The sequence below is a fragment of the Pseudomonas sp. Pseusp11 genome (assembly GCF_047304405.1).
GTDB lineage: Bacteria > Pseudomonadota > Gammaproteobacteria > Pseudomonadales > Pseudomonadaceae > Aquipseudomonas.
Map to the genome: position 1 here is coordinate 77,429 of NZ_JBGLZF010000022.1, position 22,338 is coordinate 99,766.

Here is a 22,338-nt window from a genome sequence, read left to right on the forward strand (position 1 = left end):
CCGATTACCGTTGCGCCAACTCATGCCGGATGCATTGCTCGTAATACGTTTGCTTGATGCCGGCAGGCTTGAGACGCGAAGGGCTGTTATAGGTTTGCTCAGTGATGCCCATGGCCGTCATGCGCATCCACGGTCGGGGAAACTTGCGCGATTGCAGCTTCTTGCGTGCTCCGTAAAGCGTAAGCCCGGAAAGTTTCGAGGCTTGCGCGCCCTCGGCTATTTCCGAGCCCCAGCTGCATACATAGCGAGAGTTCTTGCTCAGTTCCTTTGCCTGGGCTCCAAACGAAATAGCCACCAGGACAAACGTTGCAGTCATCCATACCAAAGTCCGCATATCGCCAATGCCTAACCTGCTGAAAAGAAAGCAAGTTTGACAACGAACCGAAGATCGGGGGGCCAGCAGTTTGCCTCATTTCATCATTGATTCTCTCTGCCGGGCCCGATGTAAAAGATCGATGACCTCTTCATCCGACGTCTGAGTGAAGTCCGTGTACCAATAGCCGATCGATACCAGCCAATCGGGGGTGAGCGGGCAAATCAGCTCGTCCACTTCATCACGCAGCGCCTCTGCCGTCTCCATGGGGGCCACCGGTACGGCAACGACGATGCGCGATGGTGCTTGCAGGCGCACGGCCTGTATCGCGGCCATCATCGTGGCCCCTGTCGCCAGGCCGTCGTCGATCAGAATCACCACTTGATCCTTGAGTGCCAAAGGCTCGCGGGATGCCCGGAATAGCTGCTCGCGACGCAACATTTCCTGCGTTTCCTTCGCCACCACAGCGTCGAGCGTACGCTGGTCGATGCCGTTAGCCCGCAGCGCATCGTCATTGACGATTTGAATGCCACCGCTGGCGATAGCGCCCATGGCGAATTCCTGGTGGGACGGCACGCCCAGCTTGCGGACCAGCATCAGGTCCAGGCGAACCTCCAGGGCCGTGGCCACTTCATAGGCGACCGGCACGCCGCCACGGGGCAAGGCCAGGACGATGACATCGGCTCTTTTCGCGTATTTAAGCAACGGTTCCACCAGGCTTCGGCCGGCATCAACCCGGTCATGCAAGATGGTTTGCAATGAAGGACTGTGATTCATCTGAAAACCTCCCTGGGGCGGGAACCCCAAAACGGGTAAATCGACTTCGCCAAGGATGCTCGCACTACACCGCCAGAATGCTGCAAGGCACCTGATACAGAATATGTTCGGTCGTGCTGCCGAGCAGTTTCTCCAGGCTGCCGTACTGTGTTCTGCCCATCACGATCACATCGATCTGGTGTTCGTGGGCGAACTCACTCAGCGCCGACACCGGATGCCCCGTGATGAAATGCCGACATTCAGCGGGCACGCCGAACCGGGCGGCCAACTTGAGGAATGAGGTTTCCAGGTCCTTGCGCAATTCCCGGGTAAGCTCCGATAGCGTCAGGCCACCCCCCAGATCCGCCAGAAAAGCGGCCGGAATGTCACACGCGTACAGCAGATGCAACTCGGCATTGCATTGCAGCGCAAGGGCAGACGCCTGCAGGATGATCCGGTCATTGAGTTCGCTGTTCGAAGGCTCGGTATCGCCAACATCAACCGCGGCCACCACCTTCTGCGGCAAGGCATGGCTTTGGGCACCCACCAGATAGACCGGCACCGGACAATGGCGCAACAAACGCCAGTCCAGCGGCGTAAAGAACGCGCGCTTGAGCACGGGTTCATGCTGGACTTGCTTGATCAACAGATCGGGTTGCATTTCCGTGACGTGATCAAGGATGTCCTGGCGCATGTTGTCGGCCCAGGCGACCTCGGTTGTCACCTCGATCCCCCTGCCCTGCATTTTTTCCGCCTGTTCCTTGAGCCAGTCGCGGTGTTCCTGCAGGTAGCTCGCCCGAGCCACTTTCCGGTCGCCCTCTTCAAGTAACGACAGAATGTCCAACGAGGGGATCAGCGCAGCAATATGCAAACTCGCCCCACTGGCCTTGGCCACGGCAGCGGCATGGTTGAGCGCAGGAGACTGGCGCAGGAGCGGGTTGATGATCAGTAATAACCGTTGATACTGGCTCATGATCTGACTCCAGACAGCGATAGCGTTTTCGCCAGGTCAAAAAAACCGGCTTCAGCCCAGACTCCCCCCTTAAAGTCTCTTGGGCCTTGATATATATCAATCCCCTGTGGGCGTCATTGAAGGTGCCCACTTGGGAAAGAATAGTTCACAACGGTGTTGTGGAAATGCCCACCGGATGGTCGATGGCCCGGGTTTGTTTGTGACTCAAGAATCGGTCTCCCAGTCCCAAGAACAAACAACTCCAACATGGCCTCGACAGCATGCACCCGCAAAGACTGAACCTGCACAATGAGTTGCACGCGCGCCCTTCGCTGTATTTCGACGAGCCCGCCCACGTGTTTCATCTGGCGTTTCTGGCTAATGACGGGCAATGCGACACCCTGCTGAGTCGCTGCTGCCCCGGCCCCGTCGACCCGGATGCGGCCCAGGGCATCACCAGGCTTGAGGGGCATGCCTTGAAGTGGGAGCGACACGCGGAGTTCCTGACGCTGACACTGGTGGTGCCTTCTTCCAGTCAGGAGCCAGACTGGAGCCAGCCCCCCAAGACCTTGATGGACCGCGTCGAACCCTTCATGCAGCACGTGATCAACGCCGTGCAGATTGTGGTGCGCAACGATGCGTCGTTTTCCGGCGATCTGTCGGCTTATGGATTCAAAGACCCTTGCGGCTCATGCATCGGCGGTGGCGATGCGACGGTCTGGAGCGATTTTCGCCTGAGCGAGGACGGCACTAACCGTTTCCTGTTCGTCAACAAGCGCCTGAATGCCTATCGCCAAGGCCGGATGATCCGCCGCCTGCTGGAAATCGAAACCTACCGCATGATGGCGTCGCTTTCCCTTACCACCGCGAAAACCTTGAGCGCTCAGCTCAACGTCTTCGACAAGACATTGGTCAACCTTTCGGAACGTAACGCCGGCCCTGATACCGGTAATGCGAAAGCGTTGTTGACTGATATCGCCAGTCTGTCGGCGCAAGTGGTCAGCAGCACCGCGAAAACCCGACACCGCTTCAGCGCCACCCAAGCGTATGCCCAGCTGGTTTTCGAGCGTTTGGGCGAACTCAGGGAAACTCACGTGGGCGATTGCCAGCGACTGGGTATCTTCATCGAAAGACGCTTCAAACCTACCGTCAGGTACTGTGACGTCACCGAACAACGCCTGGAGCAACTGGCCAAAAGCGTGGCCAACCTCGGGGATCTGCTGCAGGCGCGGGTGCAGGTTGAAATGGAAGAACAGAACTCGGAAATCCTGAGCAGCCTGAACGCTCGCGCCGATACCCAAATCAAAATCCAGCGTGCGGTCGAAGGCTTGTCGATTATCGCCATCACCTATTATTTGCTGAGCCTGTTCAAGCTGTTCTACTCGGGCCTGCACACCCTGGGCGCGGACATTTCCGCGCGGGACGCCATGCTGGCCATGACCCCGCTCGCGCTGTGCATCCTGCTGTTTATTTTGATCAGGATCAGAAAGGCCAAAGAACACTGATCAATCGGTTGGCGGCGTTCAAGGCTTGCGCAACAGGTAGGTATCCATGATCCACCCGTTGGCCAACCGCGCCGCCTTGCGCACCCGCTCAATTTCATCGGCCACGTCTTTGAGCTTGCCGCTGATCAGGATTTCATCCGGCGTCCCCAGATAGGCCCCCCAGTAAATGGCTGTCTCCTGATCAGCCACGTTATGGTAGGCATCTTGCGCATCCAGCATTACCACCAGGCTGTCGGCATCGCTTACCTGGCCGGCCGCCAGCCGTCGGCCGGTGGTGATTTCAACTGAGCGACCGATGCTGTTCAGCGGCACCTTATGTTGCGCCGCCAGCGCCTGCACGCTGGTGATGCCGGGGATCACCTCGAACTCGAACACACAACGACCTGACGCCAGAATCGCCTGCAAGATCCGAATGGTGCTGTCGTACAACGCCGGATCGCCCCACACCAGAAAACCGGCGCACTGGTCGTCGGTCATTTCCTCATCGATCAACCGCTCGAACGTCTGCTGCTTGGCACGGTTCAGGTCTTCGACGCTGGCGTTGTAGTCCACATCGCCGCGCTCACGCTCAGGGCTATTGGCTTCAACGAAGCGGTAGTCGCGATCGGTGATGTAGCGCTCGCAGATCTCGCGACGCAGGTCGATCAGTTTGTCTTTACTCTGGCCCTTGTCCATGAGGAAAAACACGTCGACCCGATTCAGCGCTTTCACCGCCTGCATCGTGATGTAGTCGGGGTTGCCGGCGCCGACACCGATGATCAAAAGTTTTTTCATCACAGCGCTCCTTCAGGGTCCATGCCCGTCAAGCGTAGCCGCCAGCGACCGTTGAACCGCAATTCGATGGCCGACAACGGTTCGACGTCGATCTGGTTGAACGCCGCGCCCTGCAACACCTGCATCAGCGCGGCGCGAATGACAAACGGATGGGTGATGGCAACGACATGCTCCGGTGTCGCCTCAAGGGTCTTCAGCCACGCGGTTACCCGCTCACCGAGCTGCGCCACCGATTCTCCCCCGTGGGGCGCCGACGTCGGGTCGCTGAGCCAGGTCTGAAGCGTCTCGGGTTCGGATGTTTGCAAGTCGTCGATCGACGTGCCCTTCCAGCGTCCGAAATCGCAATCCCCCAATGCCGTGACAATCTCCACGTTGTCGCCAAACAGCTCAGCGGTTTGGCGGGTCCGCAGTTCAGGGCCGCAGAGTAAACGGGGGGCTCGCTTGAACTGACGACAGCGCGAGCCCTTCGCCGATTGCCAATCCATTTCCACGGGTTCATTCGCAGGAAAACGCGCCAGTTTCTGTGCGACGGTTCGAGCGTGACAAATCAGGGTCAAGCGGGTTGCCTGCACGGAGGTTCTCTCTGTCGATGGGATAAAAGATGGCACGATGCCGCGAACGATCGGCTCATTGTGCCGCAAGAGGCGCACTCTGGGCGCCTTCCTTAGTAGCAGCCTCGCGGGCTCGGCAGCTGCTACGGCTTGGGCTCACAACGGCCATTTTATTCCTGAGCAGGGTTGATATCTCACACCTCTATGGGCGATGTCCTACAAAGCCTGTCGACATCCACTCAGCCCCGCACGCACGGGGGTTTCGCCCCATTTTAGTGCTTTTAAAATCCGCACAAAAATTAACTAGACATGTAGCGCACGTTACATAAATACTAATTTAGCGATTTATGAAATGAAACCGACATACCCATCCAGCAGGAGCCCGGATGCCCCCTCTCAGAGACCTGATCACCGAGCCCGGCCTGGACTTCACGCCGTCGGAACGCAAAGTCATACGTGCCTTGCTGGACCAGTACCCGCGTAACGGACTGGGCCCGATGTCACGCTTGGCCGAACATGCCGGTGTCAGCGATCCGACCATCGTGCGGCTGGTAAAAAAACTTGGTTTCAGCGGTTACGCCGATTTTCAGGAAGCCTTGCTCAGTGACATGGATCACCGCCTGCGCTCCCCCAGCACCCTGTTGCAGCCCCGCGCCCAACTCAAAAAAGATGACCCCTGGAGCCATTATCTGGCAGACAGCCATCGGGCACTGGTAGAAACCCAGGCGCTGACCCAGCCCGAAGATGTGCGGATTCTGGTGGAGTGGCTGCTCGACACCCGCCACCAGGTCCACTGCTTTGGCGGTCGCTTCAGCAGTTTCCTCGCCAACTATTTGCTCAATCACCTGCGCCTGTTGCGACCCGGCTGTTTCGCCCTGGAAGACAACGCCCAGTTACCGGACCGGTTGTTTGACGTGCAGCGTCAGGACGTATTGCTGGTGTTCGACTATCGCCGCTATCAGTCCCAGGCCCTGCGGGTCGCCAATGCCGCGAAGAGCCGACATGCGCGCGTCGTGCTGTTCACCGACATCTATGCATCACCGCTGCGGGAAATAGCCGACCTGATCATCAGCGCACCGGTGGAATCGGCGTCGGCCTTCGACTCGATAGTGCCGGCGCTGGCCCAGGTTGAAGCACTGATTGCCTGCCTGACCCTGCGCAGCCCCGATCTGGCCGATCGCCTGGAAGGCATCGATGCCCTGCGAGCCGACTTCGACACTCACCTGCTGGAGGATAAATAAGGATGTTCATGCTCCCCCACCATTCGCCCCGGGACTTGCCGTTTGCCGCCGACCACACCGCGCTGTTGCTGGTGGACATGCAACGTGCCTGGCTCGAACCGCAGTTCGACCCACACCTCAACGAGCCGGATGCCGACTACTTCCTGACCCGCGCCCGCACGCAGGTGGTGCCCAATCAACGCAGGCTGCTCAATGCCTTTCGCAGCGCCCGGCAAAACGTGTTGCACACACTCATTGAAAGCCTCACCGCCGATGGCCGCGATCGTTCTCTGGATCACAAACTCTCGGACATGCACCTGCCCAAGGGCAGCCCGCAAGCGCAAATCATCGAAGAGCTGACGCCGACCGAAAACGAAATCGTGCTGCCCAAGACCTCTTCCGGGGTGTTCAACTCCACCAGCATCGACTACGTGCTGCGCAACCTTGAAACCCGCCACCTGATCATCGCCGGCATCGTCACCGACCAATGCGTCGACATGGCCGTGCGCGACGCCGCCGACCGTGGCTACCTGGTAACGCTGGTCGAAGATGCCTGCGCCACCTACACCGAACAACGGCATCACGCCTGCCTGAACGCCATCAAGGGCTACTGCTGGATCACCGACACCCAGACCGTGCTTGGCCGGTTGCAGGAGATGCAGCCATGAGCGAACGCCTGTCGCCACTGCCCATGACCACCATTGTCACCACCGACCTCATCGGCGTGACACGCGGCCGTTCTTTCCCCACCGACGAACTCGATGCCTATCAAGCGGCCGGTTGCGGCTGGGTACCGGCCAATAGCGCCCTGACCCCGCAAGACATCATCGCCTCCAGCAACCCTTGGGGCGCTTATGGGGATTTACGGCTGATTCCCGACTTGAGCAGCCGCGTGACCGTCAACAACGGCCCGGATGCCGACGCCCCGGCGCTCGACTTCATTCACGGCGACATTCGCGAAACCGATGGCCGTCCGTGGGGCGCCTGCCCTCGTACGCTGTTGCGCAACGAAGTGGAGCGCTATCGCGACGAGTTGGGTTTACAGATCAACGCCGCGTTCGAACATGAATTCAACCTCGACAGCGGCGCGGCGGAGCACCTGGCGTTCTCTCTGGAAGCCCAGCGCCAGGGCGCCGGGTTCGGCGGCTGGCTGCTCAGTGCACTGCGGGCCGGCGGCGTCGAGCCGGAAATGTTCCTGCCGGAATACGGCAAGCACCAGTACGAAATCACCTGCCGCCCGGCCCTTGGTGTCGCTGCCGCCGACCGCGCGGTGAACGTGCGCGAGATCACCCGTGAGATCGCCCGGCAAATGGGCCTCAACCTGAGTTTTGCCCCCAAGACGGCCGAGCATGCCGTGTGCAACGGCGTGCATTTGCACGTGAGCCTGCAAGACATGGCCGGCCAACCGGTGATGTATGACGCCGACACCGCCAACGGCCTGTCGCCCCTCGGCCAGCATTGGGCTGCCGGCGTTCTGCATTACTTGCCAGCGCTCTGTGCGTTCACCGCGCCAACGCCGATTTCCTATGAACGCTTGCAGCCCCATCACTGGAGCGCTTCCTACGCCTGCCTCGGCCAACGCAACCGCGAGGCGGCGCTGCGGATTTGCCCGACCGTCAGCCTGGGCGGCAAATCCGTGGCGATGCAGTACAACCTGGAATTTCGCGCCATGGACGCCACCGCCTCACCGCACCTGGCCATGGCTGCATTGCTGATCGCCGGGCGCCTGGGTATCGAGCAGCGCCTGGCGTTGAACGCGATCACTGATGAAATCCCTGACTCCCTCAACGAAGAGCAACGCCAGGCCCGCGGCATCGTCGCCCTGCCCGCGTCGCTGTCCCGGGCACTGGATTGCCTGCGCAACAGCGAGGCGCTGATCGAAGCCCTGCCGAGCGCGTTACTGGACACCTACTTCGCCCTGAAAACCGAGGAACTGACGCTGACGGAACAGCTCTCGCCCGCCGACCTCTGTGAGCACTATGCGCGCCTGTACTGAATCCGCCGAACTGGGCCTCTACACCCGGCCTGCTTATACCCTGAGCAGGGAAGCTTCCGAGCACCCGCTGATTCTGGTGTGTGAACACGCCAGTCGTTTTATCCCGGACCGGTTAAACGACCTGGGCCTGAGCGACGAGGCCGCCCGCGAACACATCGCCTGGGATATCGGCGCCCTGGCGCTGGCCGAGGGTTTGGCCGAAGCGCTGGGCGCAACCCTGTTGGCGGCCAACTATTCGCGGCTGTTGATCGACCTCAACCGCCCGCGCCACGCGCCAGACAGCATTCCGTTGCAGAGCGAGATTTATCAGGTGCCGGGCAATCGCGATCTGGATGAGGCCACCCGTGAATACCGCCGACACTGCCTGTTCAAGCCGTTTCATGCACGCCTGCAAACCTTGATTGACGCCCGCGTGGAGCAAAATAAACCGGTTCGAGTGGTGGGGATTCACAGTTTCACGCCGATATATTACGGCCAGCCACGACCGCTGGAAGTCGGTGTGTTGTACGGGAAGGCCTGGGAGTACGCCCAGCGAGTAATCGACGGGCTGAGCCGGCACCCATTGAAAATCGCCGGTAATCAGCCGTACAAAGTCGATCCGCTGGGTGACATGACCGTACCGGTTCACGGCGACGCCCGCGGGCTGGACTCGGTGCTGATCGAGGTGCGCAACGACCTGCTGCGCACCCCCGAGGACGTCAGTCGCTGGACCGACTATCTGGCGCCGCTGCTATAGCAACAGCTTCAAACTTGCAGCGTGCAGCTGCTTTCATATCAAGGAGAACGGCTTCATGGACATTGAAGAATTCGGCTACAAGCAAGAGTTGAAACGCAGCCTGTCACTGACCGACCTGGTGGTGTACGGGATGATCTTCATGATCCCCATCGCACCGTTCGGCGTGTATGGTTACGTCAACGCCGAAGCACCCGGCATGGTGCCGCTGGCCTACATCATCGGCATGGTGGCGATGCTGTTCACCGCCCTCAGTTACGGCAGCATGGCCCGGGCCTATCCGGTGGCGGGCTCCGTGTATTCCTACGCACAACGCGGCCTCAACCAACATGTCGGGTTTATCGCCGGCTGGCTGATGCTGCTCGATTACCTGCTGATTCCGCCGTTGCTCTACGTGTACGCAGCGATGGCGCTGAATCATTTGTACCCCGACATCCCGAAAGTCGGCTTCATCCTGGCCTTTCTGGTCAGCGCCACCTTCGTCAACCTGCGGGGCATCACCTTCACCGCACGCATGAACATCATCTTCCTGCTGGCGCAACTGGTGGTGCTGGGGATCTTCCTGTTCTACGCCTGGAATGCCTTGCACAGTGGCGGCGGTAACGGTCAGCTGACCCTGGCGCCGTTGTACAACCCCGCAACGTTCAACTTCGCCCTGCTGATGCAAGCGGTGTCGATTGCGGTGCTGTCGTTCCTCGGTTTCGATGCCATTTCCACCCTCGCCGAAGAGATCAAGGGCGATCCGGGCCGCAGCGTCGGCAAGGCTGCGCTGATCACGCTGCTGGTGATGGGCGTGATCTTCGTCGTGCAGACCTGGATCGCCACCGACCTGGCCGCCGGCCTGGGCTTCAAGTCCGCCGACACCGCGTTCTATGAAATCGCCGAAATCGCCGCCGGCAGCTGGCTGGCCACCCTGACCGCCGTGGCCACCGCGCTGGCCTGGGGTGTGGCCGTCGCCATTACCTCCCAAGCGGCGGTTTCGCGACTGCTGTTCGGCATGGCCCGGGACGGCAAACTGCCGAAAGTGCTGGCCAAGGTGCATCCGAAACACAACACGCCGTACTTGAGCATTTATCTGGTGGCGGTGCTGTCGCTGGTGATCTGCTACCTGTTCATCAACTCGGTGGACACCCTCACCTCCCTGGTGAACTTCGGCGCCCTGAGCGGCTTCATGCTGCTGCACCTGACCGTGATCAACTACTACTGGCGTCGGCAGAAGTCCGGCCAGGTGATCCGTCACCTGATCTGCCCGGTCATCGGCTTCATCATCGTCGCGGCCATCATGTACAACATGGGCGTCGATGCACAGAAACTCGGCCTGATCTGGATTGCCCTGGGCCTGGTCTATCTGTTCTTCCTCAACAAACTGGGTACCAGCACGGCACTGCCCGACCCAAGCAATGGCTGACAAGAAAAAGAGCAGCGTCTGACACGATTTCAGGCGTCCGCCGATTTAACGCGTGGAAACCGACAGTGATAGTCAGGTTCGGTGCAAGCCGCCGAACCTTTTGATACAGGAGTATGTCCATGCTGGTCTTACGTCCAGTCGAGTTAACCGACCTGCCCCAGTTGCAGCAGCTGGCGCGCGACAGTCTGGTGGGGGTCACGTCCTTGCCGGACGACACCGAACGCCTGAGGGAGAAAATTCTCGATTCCTGTGCTTCGTTCGAAAAAGACGTCCAGGGCCAAGGTCCGGAGAACTATTTCTTCGTGCTGGAAAACCTGACGACTCGCCGTCTGGTCGGCTGCTCGGAAGTGCTCGCCACCGCCGGGTTCGGCGAGCCGTTCTACAGTTTGCGCAACCGCCATTTCACCAGCGCCTCACGGGAGCTGAACATCGAGCATGGGGTGCCGGCGTTGTCGTTGTGCCAAGACCTCAGCGGTCATTCCTTGTTGCGCGGTTTCCATATCGACTCGGCGCTGGAGCACACGCCATTTTCCGAGTTGCTGTCCCGGGCGCGGCTGCTGTTCATCGCCGCCCACCCGGCACGTTTTGCCGAAGCGGTGATCACCGAGATCGTCGGTTACAGCGACGAACAGGGGCAATCGCCGTTCTGGGATGCGCTGGGCAAGCATTTCTTCGATTTGCCTTATGTCGAGGCCGAGCGGCTTTGCGGCCTGCAGAGCCGGACATTCCTCGCCGAATTGATGCCGCAATACCCGATCTACGTGCCGATGCTGTCGCAGGCTGCACAAGACTGCATCGGCCGGATCCACCCCGATGGCCAGGAGGCCTTCGACATTCTGGAGCGCGAAGGCTTCGAGACCAACAGCTACATCGACCTGTTCGACGGCGGTCCGACGCTGTACGCCCGCACCTCAAGCATTCGTTCCATCGCCCAGAGCCAGGCCGGTACGGTGCAAACGGGCTCGCCCATCGACGCCCGTGGCAGTTACCTGGTGAGCAACGATTCGTTGAAGGGCTACCGCGCCATCGTCGCCGAACTGGACTACTGCGCCGGGCAACCTATCGCCTTGAGCGCCGAGATGTGCGCGGCCTTGAACGTGACCGACGCCAGTGCGATCCGGCTGATCGCCCTGTGAGCGGCAACCGGCCCCGAGCCCAACGACAGCGCCCGAGCAGGCGCGAAGAAGGAGCTGCATCATGATTTTGCGCCCGGTTCAAATGACCGACCTGCCCGCTTTACTGGATTTGGTACAACGGGCCGGCCCCGGGTTCACTACCCTGCCGGCCAACGAAGAGCGCCTGACCCACCGGGTGCGCTGGGCCCAGCGGACTTTCGCCGGACAGGTCGAGCGCGCGGATGCCGACTACCTGTTTGTGCTCGAAGACGATGATCAGCAAGTGGTCGGCGTCAGTGCCTTGGTCGGGGCCGTCGGTCTGCGGGAGCCCTGGTACAACTACCGGGTCGGGCTCACGGTCAGTTCATCGCCGGACCTGGGCATTCAGCGCCAGATCCCCACGTTGTTCCTCAACAACGAAATGACCGGGCAATCGGAAATCTGCTCACTGTTTCTGCGACACGATCAACGCTATGGCAGTAACGGTCGATTGCTGTCGCTGGGGCGTCTGCTGTTCGTTGCCGAATTCCCCCAACTGTTCGGCGACAAGCTCATCGCCGAACTGCGCGGCAGTGCCGACGAACATGGCTGCTCACCGTTCTGGGACAGCCTGGGCCGGCACTTCTTCAAGATGGATTTCAGCCATGCCGACCACTTGTCGGGGCTGGGCAGCAAAGCGTTCATCGCCGAACTGATGCCGCGCCAGCCGCTCTACACCTGCCTGCTCACCGAACAGGCCCAGGCGGTGATCGGCAAGCCTCACCCCAACACCGAACCGGCGCTGAAGATCCTCACCGCCGAGGGGTTTGCCCATAAGGGTTACATCGACATCTTCGACGCAGGCCCGGTGATCGAAGCTCCGGTGTCGAGAATCCGCGCGGTGCGCGACAGCCAATCATTGATGCTGGCCATCGGCACGCCCGACGACCAGGCCCCGGTATGGCTGATCCACAACCGTCGCCTGGAAAGCTGCCGCATCACCACCGCCCGGGCACGGCTGGTGGGCAATAGCCTGATGGTCGACCGCCTCACCGCCAAACGCCTGCAATTGCAGCCCGGCAGCTCGGTACGCGCCGTGCCGCTGCGCAAGCAACAGCAGCAAGCGGTAGCGGCGTGAGCTGTAGCCGCTGGCGAAGCCTGCGTAGCAGTCGTAACACCTGCCCATTCGGTCTTTCAGACTGATCGCTGATTTGCGCATGACTTCTGATCTGATGGCGAGCGCTTCGCACTCGAACGCAGCCTTCGGCAGCTGCTACAAAGGATCGCGTGAAGACCAGCATTGGTGTCAATCCAGATGATGTGCCCTTGCCAAAAAAATTCGTCATCATCCTTTACCCGCCCGCGTGATAGCCTTTTGTTCCTTCGGCGTTGACACTTTTGCTCAAGCCCTTCCATTCCTTTATATGGTGGAACTCGTATGTCCAGGCTTTCCCATCAAGATTTGCGCCGTAATTTCCGCCAACTGCTCGCATCCAACACCTGCTACCACACGGCCTCGGTCTTCGATCCGATGTCGGCACGCATCGCCGCCGACCTGGGTTTTGAGGTGGGCATCCTGGGTGGTTCGGTTGCGTCGTTGCAGGTATTGGGCGCTCCCGATTTTGCGTTGATCACCCTCAGTGAGTTCGCCGAACAGGCCACCCGCATCGGCCGAGTGGCGCAGTTGCCGGTCATTGCCGACGCCGACCACGGCTACGGCAACGCGCTCAATGTCATGCGCACCATCGTCGAACTCGAACGCGCCGGCGTGGCCGCCCTGACCATCGAAGACACCCTGCTACCGGCACAATTCGGCCGCAAGTCCACCGACCTGATCACGGTCGCCGAAGGTGTCGGCAAGATCCGCGCGGCGCTGGAAGCCCGGGTCGACTCGGAAATGGCGATCATCGCCCGCACCAACGCCGGGATCCTGCCGGTCCAGGAAATCATCAGCCGCACCCAGCATTACCAACAGGCCGGGGCCGACGGGATTTGCATGGTGGGCGTGCAGGACTTCGATCATCTGGAACAGATCGCCGAACACCTGAGCGTACCGCTGATGCTGGTCACCTACGGCAACCCGTTGCTGCGCGACGACAAACGCCTGGCCGAATTGGGCGTGCGCGTCACCATCGACGGCCATGGCGCCTACTTCGCAGCGATCAAGGCCACTTATGACAGCCTGCGCGAACAACGCCAGATTTTCACCCAGGCCTCCGACCTGAACGCCACCGAACTGACGCATACCTATACGCAGCCTGAGGATTACATTCGTTGGGCGGAAGAGTTCATGCGCGTTAAAGAATGACGGCACAAGCGCCCTCACCACAGCGCTCGTGCGTCTGTGGCGAGGTTGAGGTCAAGCCATGTGCGCTTCTTTCGATACGCCCCCCGGCGCCACCTCAAACCGATCCGCCAGAAACGGTGTGATATCCAGCGGCAACGGCTCGTTATTCACCAGTTTGTCCAGCAACACGCCGGTAATCGCCGAGGTCAGGATGCCGGTGCGGAAATGTCCGCAGGCATTGAGGTAACCCTGCACGCCTTTCATCGGCCCGAGAATCGGCAGTTCGTCCGGCGAACCAGGACGTAACCCGGCCCAGCAACGTTTCAGGCTGATGTCGGCGAGCGCCGGAATGCAGCGCACCGCGCCTTGCACCAGACCGCGGATTTCCGGGTAGGTGGTAGTCACGTCAAATCCTTTGTCTTCGGTGGTGCTGCCGATCAGGATTTCGCCATTGTCTTTCTGCGCCACGTAACAGTCGCTGGTGGTCAGGCAACCGCGCAGGATCTTCGGCATACGCTCGGTCAGCAGGATCTGGCCCTTCACCGGTTTCACCGGAATGCGAATGCCGGTGGCCTGCTCGCTGAGATCGGCGGCCCAGGCACCAGCAGCGTTGATCAGCGTATCGCAACGGAACACGCCGGCCTCGGAGGTCTGCACGCCAGTGACCTGCGAGCCGTGGTGCAGCACCCCGGTGACGTTGGTGTTGAAATACAGGTCCACACCGTTTTGCCGCGCGCCTTCGGTGTAGGCATCGGCCAGGCGGAAAGGGCTGACCTGATGGTCGCAGAGAAACTCCAGCGCCCCCCTCGCCTCATGGCTGACACTTGGCTCGACTTCGCGCAGTGCCGCTTGATCGAGCCAGCGCACCTGATCCGCCAGGTGCGGAATGCACGCCACGATGTGCTCGGCGTAGAGCCGGTCTTCATCGTCGTAGATCACGAATTTCAAGCCGGTCTTCTCGAACTTGAAATCCATCCCGTGATTGTCCTGCAACTCCCGGTGCAAATCCGGGTACATCGCGTTGGACTGCAAGGCGAAATCGAAGAACGACTGCGGCAGGATATGCGGCGTGCTGGAGTCCACCGCCACCGCCGCGCCCTGGGCTTCGCGCTTGCGATTGGCCGACATCATGCGGAAGAAAATCACCCCGCAGCCCAGGCCCACCGACTCACCGATCGCCCACAAGCCACCGGCGGAAGCGCGGGTCGCATTACCGGGACGCTTGGCATCGATCAGCGCGATTTTCAGGTGTTTGCGCTTGGATAACTGATAGGCGCAGGACGCCCCGATCACACCGCCGCCGGCGATGATCACGTCGTAGAACTTACTCATGGCTTGCAGCCTCCGTGCCTACAGACTGGAATGCTGAAAAAGGAATCGGGTCGACGGGAAAGCGCGGTCGCAACCAGCCCACATCTTGCCGCCCGGTGGCTTCGCGCAAACGGTCGGTGCAATAACCGACGCACATCCGCCCCTGACAGTCGCCCATGCTCACGCGGGTGCGCATTTTCAGGCTGGCCAGGTCTTGCACACCCTGCTCCAGCGCCCGATCGATATCGGCGCGGGTCGCGTGCTCACAGCGGCAAATCACCGTGTCGGCGACCGGCAATGCGGTCTGCCCGGCACCGCGTGCGGTGTAACGGTCGACGGCGGCGCGAAAGCGCACGATCGACTTGAGTTTCGACAGGTAGCGGTCACGCCTGACCCGCGCCAGCTCTGCGTCCAGCACGTCACGTTGCAGCAGGATCGACACTGCAGCGATTCGTCCAGCGAGCATGGCCGCCTCGCCACCGCGAATTCCGCCCATGTCACCGGCCAGATGCACATGGGGTTCGCTGCTTTGCTGCCAGACATTGGCGCTGGCCCGCAGGTAGCCGTCATCGCTGTAGCCGTGGTCCAGGCCCATTTGCTGGCTGAGTTGGGTGCGTGGAATGAAGCCATAGCCGACCGCCAGGGTCTGCGCGGCAATCCGTTCGGCGCGGCTCAGGTCTGGCTCCCAGGTGCTGGAGTACGGCGCAACGGTCACTGATTTCAACTCTTCCTCGCCTTGAGCCTCGACCACGCCCCAGCCATAGTGCATGGGAATGCCGTGCAGTTTCAGGTACGCGAGCATGCTCAAACCGTCGAGGAACAACTGCGGTTTATTCAATAGTGCGAGGCTTTCCCGGGCGATCTTGCCGAACGCACACGCCTCGTAGACCCCAGCGACGCTCACCCCCGAAGCGTGTAGCTGGCAGGCCACCAGCGGCAACAGCGGACCGGTACCAGTAATCACCACCGGCCCTTGGGGTTGAACGACGCCGCTCTTGATTTGCAGTTGCAAACCACCCAGCAGAATCACCCCAGGCAAGGTCCAGCCGGGGAACGGTACGCTGCGCTCATGGCAACCGGCAGCCAACAGCAGCTGCGGGTATTGGACCTCCTGCAAATGCTCATTGACGTCCAGCACCACCAACGCCCGGGTACCTTCGGCGCCGACCACGCGGTGGTTCAAGCGCACGTCGATCAGGCCCGACTGCTCGTGGAATTCTCCATGCAGTTTGGCCAGCACTTCCGAATAGCGTGGCCCCAGGTAATCCAGTTGCACGTTATCGCGCAAGGGGCCGCGATAGACCACCCCGCCAAGACGCGAAGCCTCTTCGAGCAAGGTACAACGCACACCATGGCGCGCCAGTTCGATGGCCGCGGCCATGCCCGCCGGCCCGCCGCCGACGATCACCGGTTGCAGGCTCATAAAACCTCCTGCCCGGCGATACGGTTGACCCGGGTTTCGATGCTCATGCCCTCACGCACGATTGTCTGGCAGGCGCGCCGTTTGTGCCGGCCATCGATTTTCACCAGGCAGCATTGGCACACGCCCATGCCGCAATAGGCACCGCTGATTTGATCGTGATCGTTTCGGGCCACCTGGCGAATGCCCAGTGATTGAATGACCGTCAGGACGGTTTCGCCGATGGCGGCGCTGACGGTCTGGCCATTGATGCGCACAGTCATATCCGCCCGCACCAGCGGCTGGATATCGAAGGTTCGGTTTATGCGTTGCATTGCGATTGTTCATCCGTGAAAGGTTCAGGTGAGATTCTTCAGCTCCATGCTGCACTACACCTTGCGGGCCACCTGACTAATAACAACGAGAAGGTCTGCACTGGTACTTCGACAGCGCATCAGCTGCGCGTCAAAGCACTGTAGTTGATACCGCGGGATGGGGCTGGATCTTTGATGCTAGGAGATATCGCTGAAGGAAATATTGATCCAGGCCAGTGAAAGCACCTGCGTCCTATCCCACATCGTCGCTAAGCATTGCGCTAAGCGTTTTTTGGCTGCAAACGAATTACTTGCGCTTGTAACTCTTGTTGCCGCTGGGCGTGAGGCAATACACCCCACCTCTTGGCCCGGTGCAAAACGTACCGGTGCCACAGGCGCAGCCGTCGGTTTCCTGCAACAGCGTCTGCGGCCGCGCCTGGCTTTTAGTGCCAAACATCGCCGAACAGCTTTTCTTCGAACCGCTGATGGAACCGTCATTGCACAGGAACAGATCACCGTCGCAACGATCGATACCGCCCTTCTTCCCCGAACACGGCGTATTGGCAGCCCAGGCGGATGCACCGAACAGGCACAACAACAGCACAAATATTGGCATCCAGCCACGAACCATTAAAGTGCGCACAGTGCAGCTTCCCTTTAGAGTCATGGCTGGATGATATCAATGTTGCGACCAGCCTCACGAGACCACATGAAAGTTAATTTAATCAGCCGCATGTAATTCTTGGCAAAATGCCTCAACTTCGTATTGAACCGATTATCAGGCAAGCCCTATGACCCGCATCTTGACCATCGAAGACGACGCCGTGACCGCCCGGGAAATCGTCGCCGAACTGAGCAGCCACGGCCTTGAGGTGGATTGGGTCGACAATGGCCGCGAAGGCCTGGAGCGCGCCGTCAGTGGCGACTACGACCTGATCACCCTCGATCGCATGCTGCCGGAGCTCGATGGCCTGGCGATTGTCACCACCTTGCGCACCATGGGCGTGGCCACGCCGATCCTGATGATCAGCGCCCTCTCCGACGTCGATGAACGCGTGCGTGGCTTGCGCGCCGGCGGCGACGATTACCTGACCAAACCGTTCGCCACCGATGAAATGGCCGCCCGGGTCGAAGTCTTGCTGCGCCGGCAGAACACCGTGACCGCCCAAGCCACCACGTTGCGCGTGGCCGATCTTGAGCTGAACCTGATCAGCCACGAGGCCAGCCGCGACAGCCAGTTGCTGACGCTGTTGCCCACCGAGTACAAGTTGCTGGAATTTCTGATGCGCAACACCGGGCAGATTCTGTCGCGGATGATGATTTTCGAAGAAGTCTGGGGTTATCACTTCGACCCCGGCACCAACCTGATCGACGTGCACATCGGCCGTCTGCGCAAGAAAATCGACCCGCCAGGCAAAGTCCCACTGATTCGGACCGTGCGAGGCTCGGGTTATGTCATTGCTGAACCCATCTAAAGGCTGGCGTTCCTCCAGCAGCCGCTTGCTGGCCCTTTACAGTTCGCTGTTCGTGGCCTGGAGCGCGATTCTCATGGGGGTCATGTATTACGAGGTGTCCAGCTACCTCGATACCCTCGCCAAACACTCGCTGATGCAACGTCAGCATCTGTTTTCACGCTTCCAGGGCGAGCAACTGGTGGATGCCCTCGCCGCCAGCATGACCTTCGACATTCGCGGCATCGATGCCTATGGCCTGTTCGATGGCCAGCAGCGTTATCTCAGCGGTGCCTTGCGCCAGATCCCCGAAGGCCTGCCGCTGGACGGTAAGATTCATATGCTCGGTGACTGCGTCGAATCCGACGACCCGACCCTGCCCGCCGACAGCTGCGACGCCGTCGCGACCCGAACCCTGGACGGCCGCTGGCTGGTGCTGGTGCGGGACAACGGTTCGTTGTTTGCCGTGACCCGGATCATCCTGCACGCGCTGTTGTGGGGCGTATCGCTGACGATTCTGCCGGGCATCGCCGGCTGGCATTTATTGAGACGGCGCCCGCTGCGGCGGATCCGGGCGATCCAGGCCAGCGCCGAAGCCATCGTCGCCGGCGACCTGACCCGGCGCCTGCCGCTGTCCGATCGCCGTGACGAACTGGACATGCTCGCCGCCATCGTCAACGCCATGCTCGAACGCATCGAGCGCTTGATGCACGAGGTCAAGGGCGTGTGCGACAACATCGCCCATGACCTGCGCACGCCGCTCACACGCCTGCGGGCGCAGCTGTACCGGATTCAGCAGCAGGCCGATGAAGGATCGACGCTGGCGGTGCAACTGGATTCGGTGCTCGGCGAGGCGGATACCTTGATGGCGCGTTTTCGTGGTTTGCTGCGGATTTCCGAGCTGGAAGATCGCCAGCGCCGTTCGGGTTTCGTGCAACTGGACCCGGTGCCGTTGCTGCGAGAGTTGCATGACTTTTATCTGCCGCTGGCGGAAGAAGGCGAACTGACCTTTGAACTGCAAATGCCCGAATCCTTGCCCGGGCTCAACGGCGACCGTGCTCTGCTGTTTGAAGCCGTGGCGAATTTGCTGAGCAACTCGATCAAATTCACCCCGCCGGGTGGCCAGGTGATTTTGCGTGGGGTGAATGACGCGGGGCACACACGCATTGAAGTGCTCGACTCCGGCCCCGGGATTGCGCCGGCCGAGCGCGAGGCGGTGTTTCAGCGTTTCTATCGCGCCGAAGGCGGCAACCCGCAAAGCGGATTCGGGCTGGGGTTGTCGATCGTCGCGGCGATCATCAGCCTGCACGGATTTACGCTGGAAGTGGGCGACAGCGAACTGGGTGGCGCGCAGTTGATGATCGACTGCCAGCAGAGCCTGATTCCCCAGGCTTGACCCAATCTCCATAACAAAGAAGATCAATGTGGGAGCAGCCCTGTGGCGAGGGAGCTAGCTCCCGTTGGGCTGCAAAGCGGCCCCAGAATCTCTGATATCCCAAAGATCTTGTGAGTGCTGCGCACTCAAACGGGGGCAAGCCCCCTCGCCACAGGGCCACTTCCCACAGCGGATTTATGCTGTTATCGGGCCTGGGCTCGATTCAATACCCCGGAACCTCGCGCACAAACTCTGACAGGTCGGTGATCGGCGGTATGGCCGGAATGTCGAAGTACATCTGGATCACCCAGCCCCGGTGATAGCTGGCGTGGTTGACCACATGCAATAGCATGGCGCCAGCACTCATGACCCCGCTTTCCCCCGACATGGAGGTGAATTCGATGGGTTTATCCAGCGACTCCTCGGTCTGGGCCGAGCTCCAGCCACAGAACCATTGATCAATCTCCTGTTGCGCCATTCGCAACTCGGCGAGCTCGGTATGGAGCAGGCCATGGGAGGTTTTGAAGTCGTGCCCCCGGCCCTCCAGATGAGCTTGCCAGATGCAATCCATCACATAGGTGTGGTTCAAGGCGCCGATCATGTTATTGAACACCGATACCCGTTTGCGATTGAGTTCCTCAGGTGGCAGCGCCATGAGGCTGTCGAAGAGTCGCTGATCGGCCCAGCGCTTGTAATCGGCGAGCATGCGGGCAGTGCGTACGTTGATCATCAGAGATCTCCCATAGCGATGGGCGCATTGCCAAGAATAGCCCTCACGGCGGGCAGTATCGTAAACGCTGATTATCGGTCATGCCGCAACCTAAAGAATCTCGTCGCGAATTAAACGCTGCACCACCCGTTCGGCCAATGTCAGGCAACTGGTCAACCCCGGCGATTCTATGCCGAACAAGTTGACCAAGCCCGGTACGCCGTGGACGTCCGGGCCGCTGATGATGAAGTCGGCGGCCGGCTCGGTCGGCCCGCTGATTTTCGGGCGAATACCACTGTAGGCTGGTTGCAGACTGCCATCGGGCAACGCCGGCCAGTAGCGCCGGATCGCCTGATAGAAGCCTTCGCCACGATGGGGGTCGACGCGATAATCGATCTGCTCGACCCATTCGACATCCGGCCCGAAACGGGCCTGACCGCCCAGGTCCAAGGTCATGTGCACGCCCAGCCCGGCGCTTTCCGGTGCTGGATAAACCAGATGCCGGAACGGCGCCTGGCCACTGAAACTGAAGTAGCTGCCCTTGCACAACCAGGCCTTGGGCACGTGCCGCGCCGGCAAACCTTCGATCCGGCTCGCCACCTCTGGCGCAGACAGTCCGGCGCAGTTGATCAGTTCACGACAACTCAAGGTCATCGGCTGAGCCCCACCCATGTGCAGCTCGAAACCCTGCTCGGTACAACGGGCCGATGTAAACGGCGTATGAAAGGCCATCGAGGTGCCCCAGGCTTCGGCATCGGCCTGAAGCGCCAGCATCAAGGCGTGGGAATCGACAATCCCGGTGGACGGTGACCAAAGCGCTGCAATACAAAACAACGCCGGCTCAAGCGCCCGTGCCTGACCGGCATCCAGTAATTGCAGGTCATCGACACCGTTGCGCCGGCCTTGCTCCAGCAACGCCTGCAAGGCATGGCGCTGACGGTCATCGGTGGCCACGATCAGCTTGCCGAGGCGCCGGTAATCGACACCGCGCTCATCGCAGAAGGTATACAGGCGTTGCTTGCCCTCCACGCACAATTGCGCCTTGAGACTGCCGCTCGGGTAATAGATCCCGGCGTGGATCACTTCCGAATTGCGCGAGCTGATGCCCACGCCAATCCCCTCGCCCGCCTCGACCAAGATCACTTCTCGTCCGGTCCGGGCCAAGGCTCTGGCCACCGCCAGCCCGACCACGCCAGCCCCGACTACCACGCATTCGATATCGACGCTCACCTGCCCTCCACTCATTCAAGCCAACCCTGGATGCGATAATCGATCAGGCTGGAGGATATCGCCAGCATGACCTCATACGGTCTGCTACGTGGCGTTCACACTATATGTTTAATTTCCCATTTAACGATCATTCAAAATGACAATTAACTGTCATTGACCTGAACACTTTCCAACTTCCCCCCTTCAACACAACCTTAACCGGCTATCGGCGATTGACTTTGCCAACCTGCCTGAGTAAATTGCGCCGGCCGATAACAACGGCTTTTTTTCAACTCACAAAAGAATTCAATGGACACAGTATCTAGTCGCTGTCGGATGACTGCTCACACGCAGGATCTGGCACATAACCCAGACAATGACGGGCCTCGACTTTTCGGTCGGGTGAGCTGCGCTAGAGCTTGAGGCTCCACCGTAACTTGCCTCACCGGAATCATTCCGGCCCAGAGGCATGTTATGAACTTCAAAACCACTGTAATGCCGGGCGTGCGCGCCTTTGCATCGACGATGCGGGTCAAGCCCTGCCGTGAGCGTCTGCCGACGACTCGGCTCTGCGCCCCGTTCTCCGCCCCTTCTACCCACGCCAAGGTGCGCCCTCGTGCCAACTGGCGTGTCTGCCCGACGACCGGCCGGCTTCAGCAACGCTGGAGCTTCGACGACAGTCAGGACCCACAAAGTCGGCGCATCGCGCGCCTCTTCCAGCAGGCGAGCCTGATGCTCGGCCTGTCTATCGGGGCATGCATTTTCAGTTGATCTGAAGGCACTTTAAAGTCCTTCCAGAACGGTTTCCTTAAACGGGAATCCGACAACTTCTTATTGCCCGTAAAAAACCAAATTATTGAAATTAGTTGCGGACCTGTAGGAGCTGGGGGGGGCCCCACAGAATTTTTTGTTTTTTTTTTTAAAAAAAAAAAAAAAAAAAACAAGAGGCGGCCCAAGGACACATAGAGGTGGTTTTTTTTT

General features: G+C 60.2%; 23 protein-coding genes. 12 read left to right on the forward strand and 11 right to left on the reverse strand.

Translation table 11 applies throughout. The features are described from left to right. Window positions 1-4 precede the first annotated feature (4 nt). The 3 genes from ACCC96_RS19045 to ACCC96_RS19055 form a co-directional block, all read right to left on the reverse strand. Window positions 5-334, reverse strand: a complete 330-nt coding sequence (locus ACCC96_RS19045) for a hypothetical protein (RefSeq protein ID WP_018928995.1) — start codon at window positions 332-334, stop codon at window positions 5-7. 75 nt (window positions 335-409) lie between these two features. Continuing rightward, window positions 410-1,090: a phosphoribosyltransferase gene (locus ACCC96_RS19050; protein ID WP_413696615.1), complete on the reverse strand. Its 681-nt coding sequence runs from the start codon at window positions 1,088-1,090 to the stop codon at window positions 410-412. Window positions 1,091-1,154: 64 nt separating this feature from the next. Next, entirely contained in the window at window positions 1,155-2,042 is an 888-nt protein-coding gene (locus tag ACCC96_RS19055) for a universal stress protein (RefSeq protein WP_413696616.1), read from the reverse strand. 260 nt (window positions 2,043-2,302) lie between these two features. Here ACCC96_RS19055 and ACCC96_RS19060 point away from each other — a divergent pair, with 260 nt between their 5' ends. Further along, entirely contained in the window at window positions 2,303-3,526 is a 1,224-nt protein-coding gene (locus ACCC96_RS19060) for a DUF3422 domain-containing protein (protein WP_413696617.1), read from the forward strand. A gap of 18 nt (window positions 3,527-3,544) precedes the next feature. On the opposite strand, the gene cobF is transcribed toward ACCC96_RS19060, so the two are convergent. Together cobF and ACCC96_RS19070 are read right to left on the reverse strand one after the other, a co-directional pair. Then, a complete protein-coding gene (gene cobF, locus ACCC96_RS19065; protein ID WP_413696618.1) occupies window positions 3,545-4,300 on the reverse strand; it encodes a precorrin-6A synthase (deacetylating) in 756 nt (251 codons plus the stop codon). Then, complete coding sequence (locus ACCC96_RS19070) at window positions 4,300-4,872, reverse strand: histidine phosphatase family protein (protein ID WP_413696619.1); 573 nt, start codon at window positions 4,870-4,872, stop codon at window positions 4,300-4,302. The genes cobF and ACCC96_RS19070 overlap by 1 nt, the downstream gene beginning before the upstream one ends. Before the next feature lie 365 nt (window positions 4,873-5,237). On the opposite strand from ACCC96_RS19070, the gene ACCC96_RS19075 reads away from it, so the two are divergent. The 8 genes from ACCC96_RS19075 (at window position 5,238) to ACCC96_RS19110 (ending at window position 13,610) form a co-directional block, all read left to right on the forward strand. Further along, a complete protein-coding gene (locus tag ACCC96_RS19075; RefSeq protein WP_018928989.1) occupies window positions 5,238-6,092 on the forward strand; it encodes a MurR/RpiR family transcriptional regulator in 855 nt (284 codons plus the stop codon). Window positions 6,093-6,094: 2 nt separating this feature from the next. Further along, a complete protein-coding gene (locus ACCC96_RS19080) occupies window positions 6,095-6,739 on the forward strand; it encodes an isochorismatase family cysteine hydrolase (RefSeq protein ID WP_413696620.1) in 645 nt (214 codons plus the stop codon). Next, entirely contained in the window at window positions 6,736-8,067 is a 1,332-nt protein-coding gene (locus tag ACCC96_RS19085) for a glutamine synthetase (RefSeq protein ID WP_413696621.1), read from the forward strand. The genes ACCC96_RS19080 and ACCC96_RS19085 overlap by 4 nt, the downstream gene beginning before the upstream one ends. Beyond that, on the forward strand, window positions 8,051-8,803 hold the full coding sequence (locus ACCC96_RS19090) for an N-formylglutamate amidohydrolase (RefSeq protein ID WP_413696622.1): 753 nt from the start codon (window positions 8,051-8,053) through the stop codon (window positions 8,801-8,803). Before ACCC96_RS19085 ends, ACCC96_RS19090 begins: the two co-directional genes overlap by 17 nt. 55 nt (window positions 8,804-8,858) lie before the next feature. Next, complete coding sequence (locus ACCC96_RS19095) at window positions 8,859-10,208, forward strand: APC family permease (RefSeq protein ID WP_019651642.1); 1,350 nt, start codon at window positions 8,859-8,861, stop codon at window positions 10,206-10,208. A gap of 119 nt (window positions 10,209-10,327) precedes the next feature. Next, complete coding sequence (locus ACCC96_RS19100) at window positions 10,328-11,344, forward strand: arginine N-succinyltransferase (protein WP_413696623.1); 1,017 nt, start codon at window positions 10,328-10,330, stop codon at window positions 11,342-11,344. A gap of 61 nt (window positions 11,345-11,405) precedes the next feature. Next, window positions 11,406-12,440 (forward strand): arginine N-succinyltransferase, encoded by a 1,035-nt coding sequence (gene astA, locus ACCC96_RS19105; protein WP_413696624.1) that lies wholly within the window; start codon window positions 11,406-11,408, stop codon window positions 12,438-12,440. 300 nt (window positions 12,441-12,740) lie between these two features. Then, window positions 12,741-13,610 (forward strand): isocitrate lyase/PEP mutase family protein, encoded by an 870-nt coding sequence (locus tag ACCC96_RS19110; RefSeq protein ID WP_019578729.1) that lies wholly within the window; start codon window positions 12,741-12,743, stop codon window positions 13,608-13,610. 51 nt (window positions 13,611-13,661) lie between these two features. On the opposite strand, the gene hcnC is transcribed toward ACCC96_RS19110, so the two are convergent. The 4 genes from hcnC to ACCC96_RS19130 all read right to left on the reverse strand — a co-directional run bounded on the left by hcnC (window position 13,662) and on the right by ACCC96_RS19130 (window position 17,244). After that, window positions 13,662-14,921, reverse strand: a complete 1,260-nt coding sequence (gene hcnC, locus ACCC96_RS19115; RefSeq protein ID WP_413696625.1) for a cyanide-forming glycine dehydrogenase subunit HcnC — start codon at window positions 14,919-14,921, stop codon at window positions 13,662-13,664. Further along, window positions 14,914-16,323 carry a cyanide-forming glycine dehydrogenase subunit HcnB gene (gene hcnB, locus ACCC96_RS19120; protein WP_413696626.1) on the reverse strand — a complete coding sequence of 470 codons (1,410 nt, stop codon included), beginning with the start codon at window positions 16,321-16,323 and terminating at the stop codon, window positions 14,914-14,916. The genes hcnC and hcnB overlap by 8 nt, the downstream gene beginning before the upstream one ends. Next, the gene (locus ACCC96_RS19125) at window positions 16,320-16,634 is read right to left on the reverse strand and encodes a (2Fe-2S)-binding protein (protein ID WP_019578726.1); all 315 of its coding nucleotides are present in this window, start codon (window positions 16,632-16,634) and stop codon (window positions 16,320-16,322) included. The genes hcnB and ACCC96_RS19125 overlap by 4 nt, the downstream gene beginning before the upstream one ends. Before the next feature lie 286 nt (window positions 16,635-16,920). Continuing rightward, window positions 16,921-17,244, reverse strand: a complete 324-nt coding sequence (locus ACCC96_RS19130) for a hypothetical protein (RefSeq protein ID WP_258674179.1) — start codon at window positions 17,242-17,244, stop codon at window positions 16,921-16,923. Between the two features lie 160 nt (window positions 17,245-17,404). On the opposite strand from ACCC96_RS19130, the gene ACCC96_RS19135 reads away from it, so the two are divergent. Further along, a complete protein-coding gene (locus tag ACCC96_RS19135; RefSeq protein WP_413696627.1) occupies window positions 17,405-18,088 on the forward strand; it encodes a response regulator transcription factor in 684 nt (227 codons plus the stop codon). After that, the gene (locus ACCC96_RS19140) at window positions 18,066-19,460 is read left to right on the forward strand and encodes a sensor histidine kinase (protein ID WP_413696628.1); all 1,395 of its coding nucleotides are present in this window, start codon (window positions 18,066-18,068) and stop codon (window positions 19,458-19,460) included. The genes ACCC96_RS19135 and ACCC96_RS19140 overlap by 23 nt, the downstream gene beginning before the upstream one ends. 202 nt (window positions 19,461-19,662) lie before the next feature. On the opposite strand, the gene ACCC96_RS19145 is transcribed toward ACCC96_RS19140, so the two are convergent. Both ACCC96_RS19145 and ACCC96_RS19150 read right to left on the reverse strand, forming a co-directional pair. Continuing rightward, the gene (locus ACCC96_RS19145; RefSeq protein WP_413696629.1) at window positions 19,663-20,169 is read right to left on the reverse strand and encodes a DinB family protein; all 507 of its coding nucleotides are present in this window, start codon (window positions 20,167-20,169) and stop codon (window positions 19,663-19,665) included. Window positions 20,170-20,259: 90 nt separating this feature from the next. Further along, window positions 20,260-21,378 (reverse strand): NAD(P)/FAD-dependent oxidoreductase, encoded by a 1,119-nt coding sequence (locus ACCC96_RS19150; protein ID WP_413696630.1) that lies wholly within the window; start codon window positions 21,376-21,378, stop codon window positions 20,260-20,262. Window positions 21,379-21,831: 453 nt separating this feature from the next. Between ACCC96_RS19150 and ACCC96_RS19155 the strand changes: the two genes are divergently transcribed. Next, window positions 21,832-22,128: a hypothetical protein gene (locus tag ACCC96_RS19155; protein ID WP_413696631.1), complete on the forward strand. Its 297-nt coding sequence runs from the start codon at window positions 21,832-21,834 to the stop codon at window positions 22,126-22,128. Window positions 22,129-22,338 lie beyond the last annotated feature (210 nt).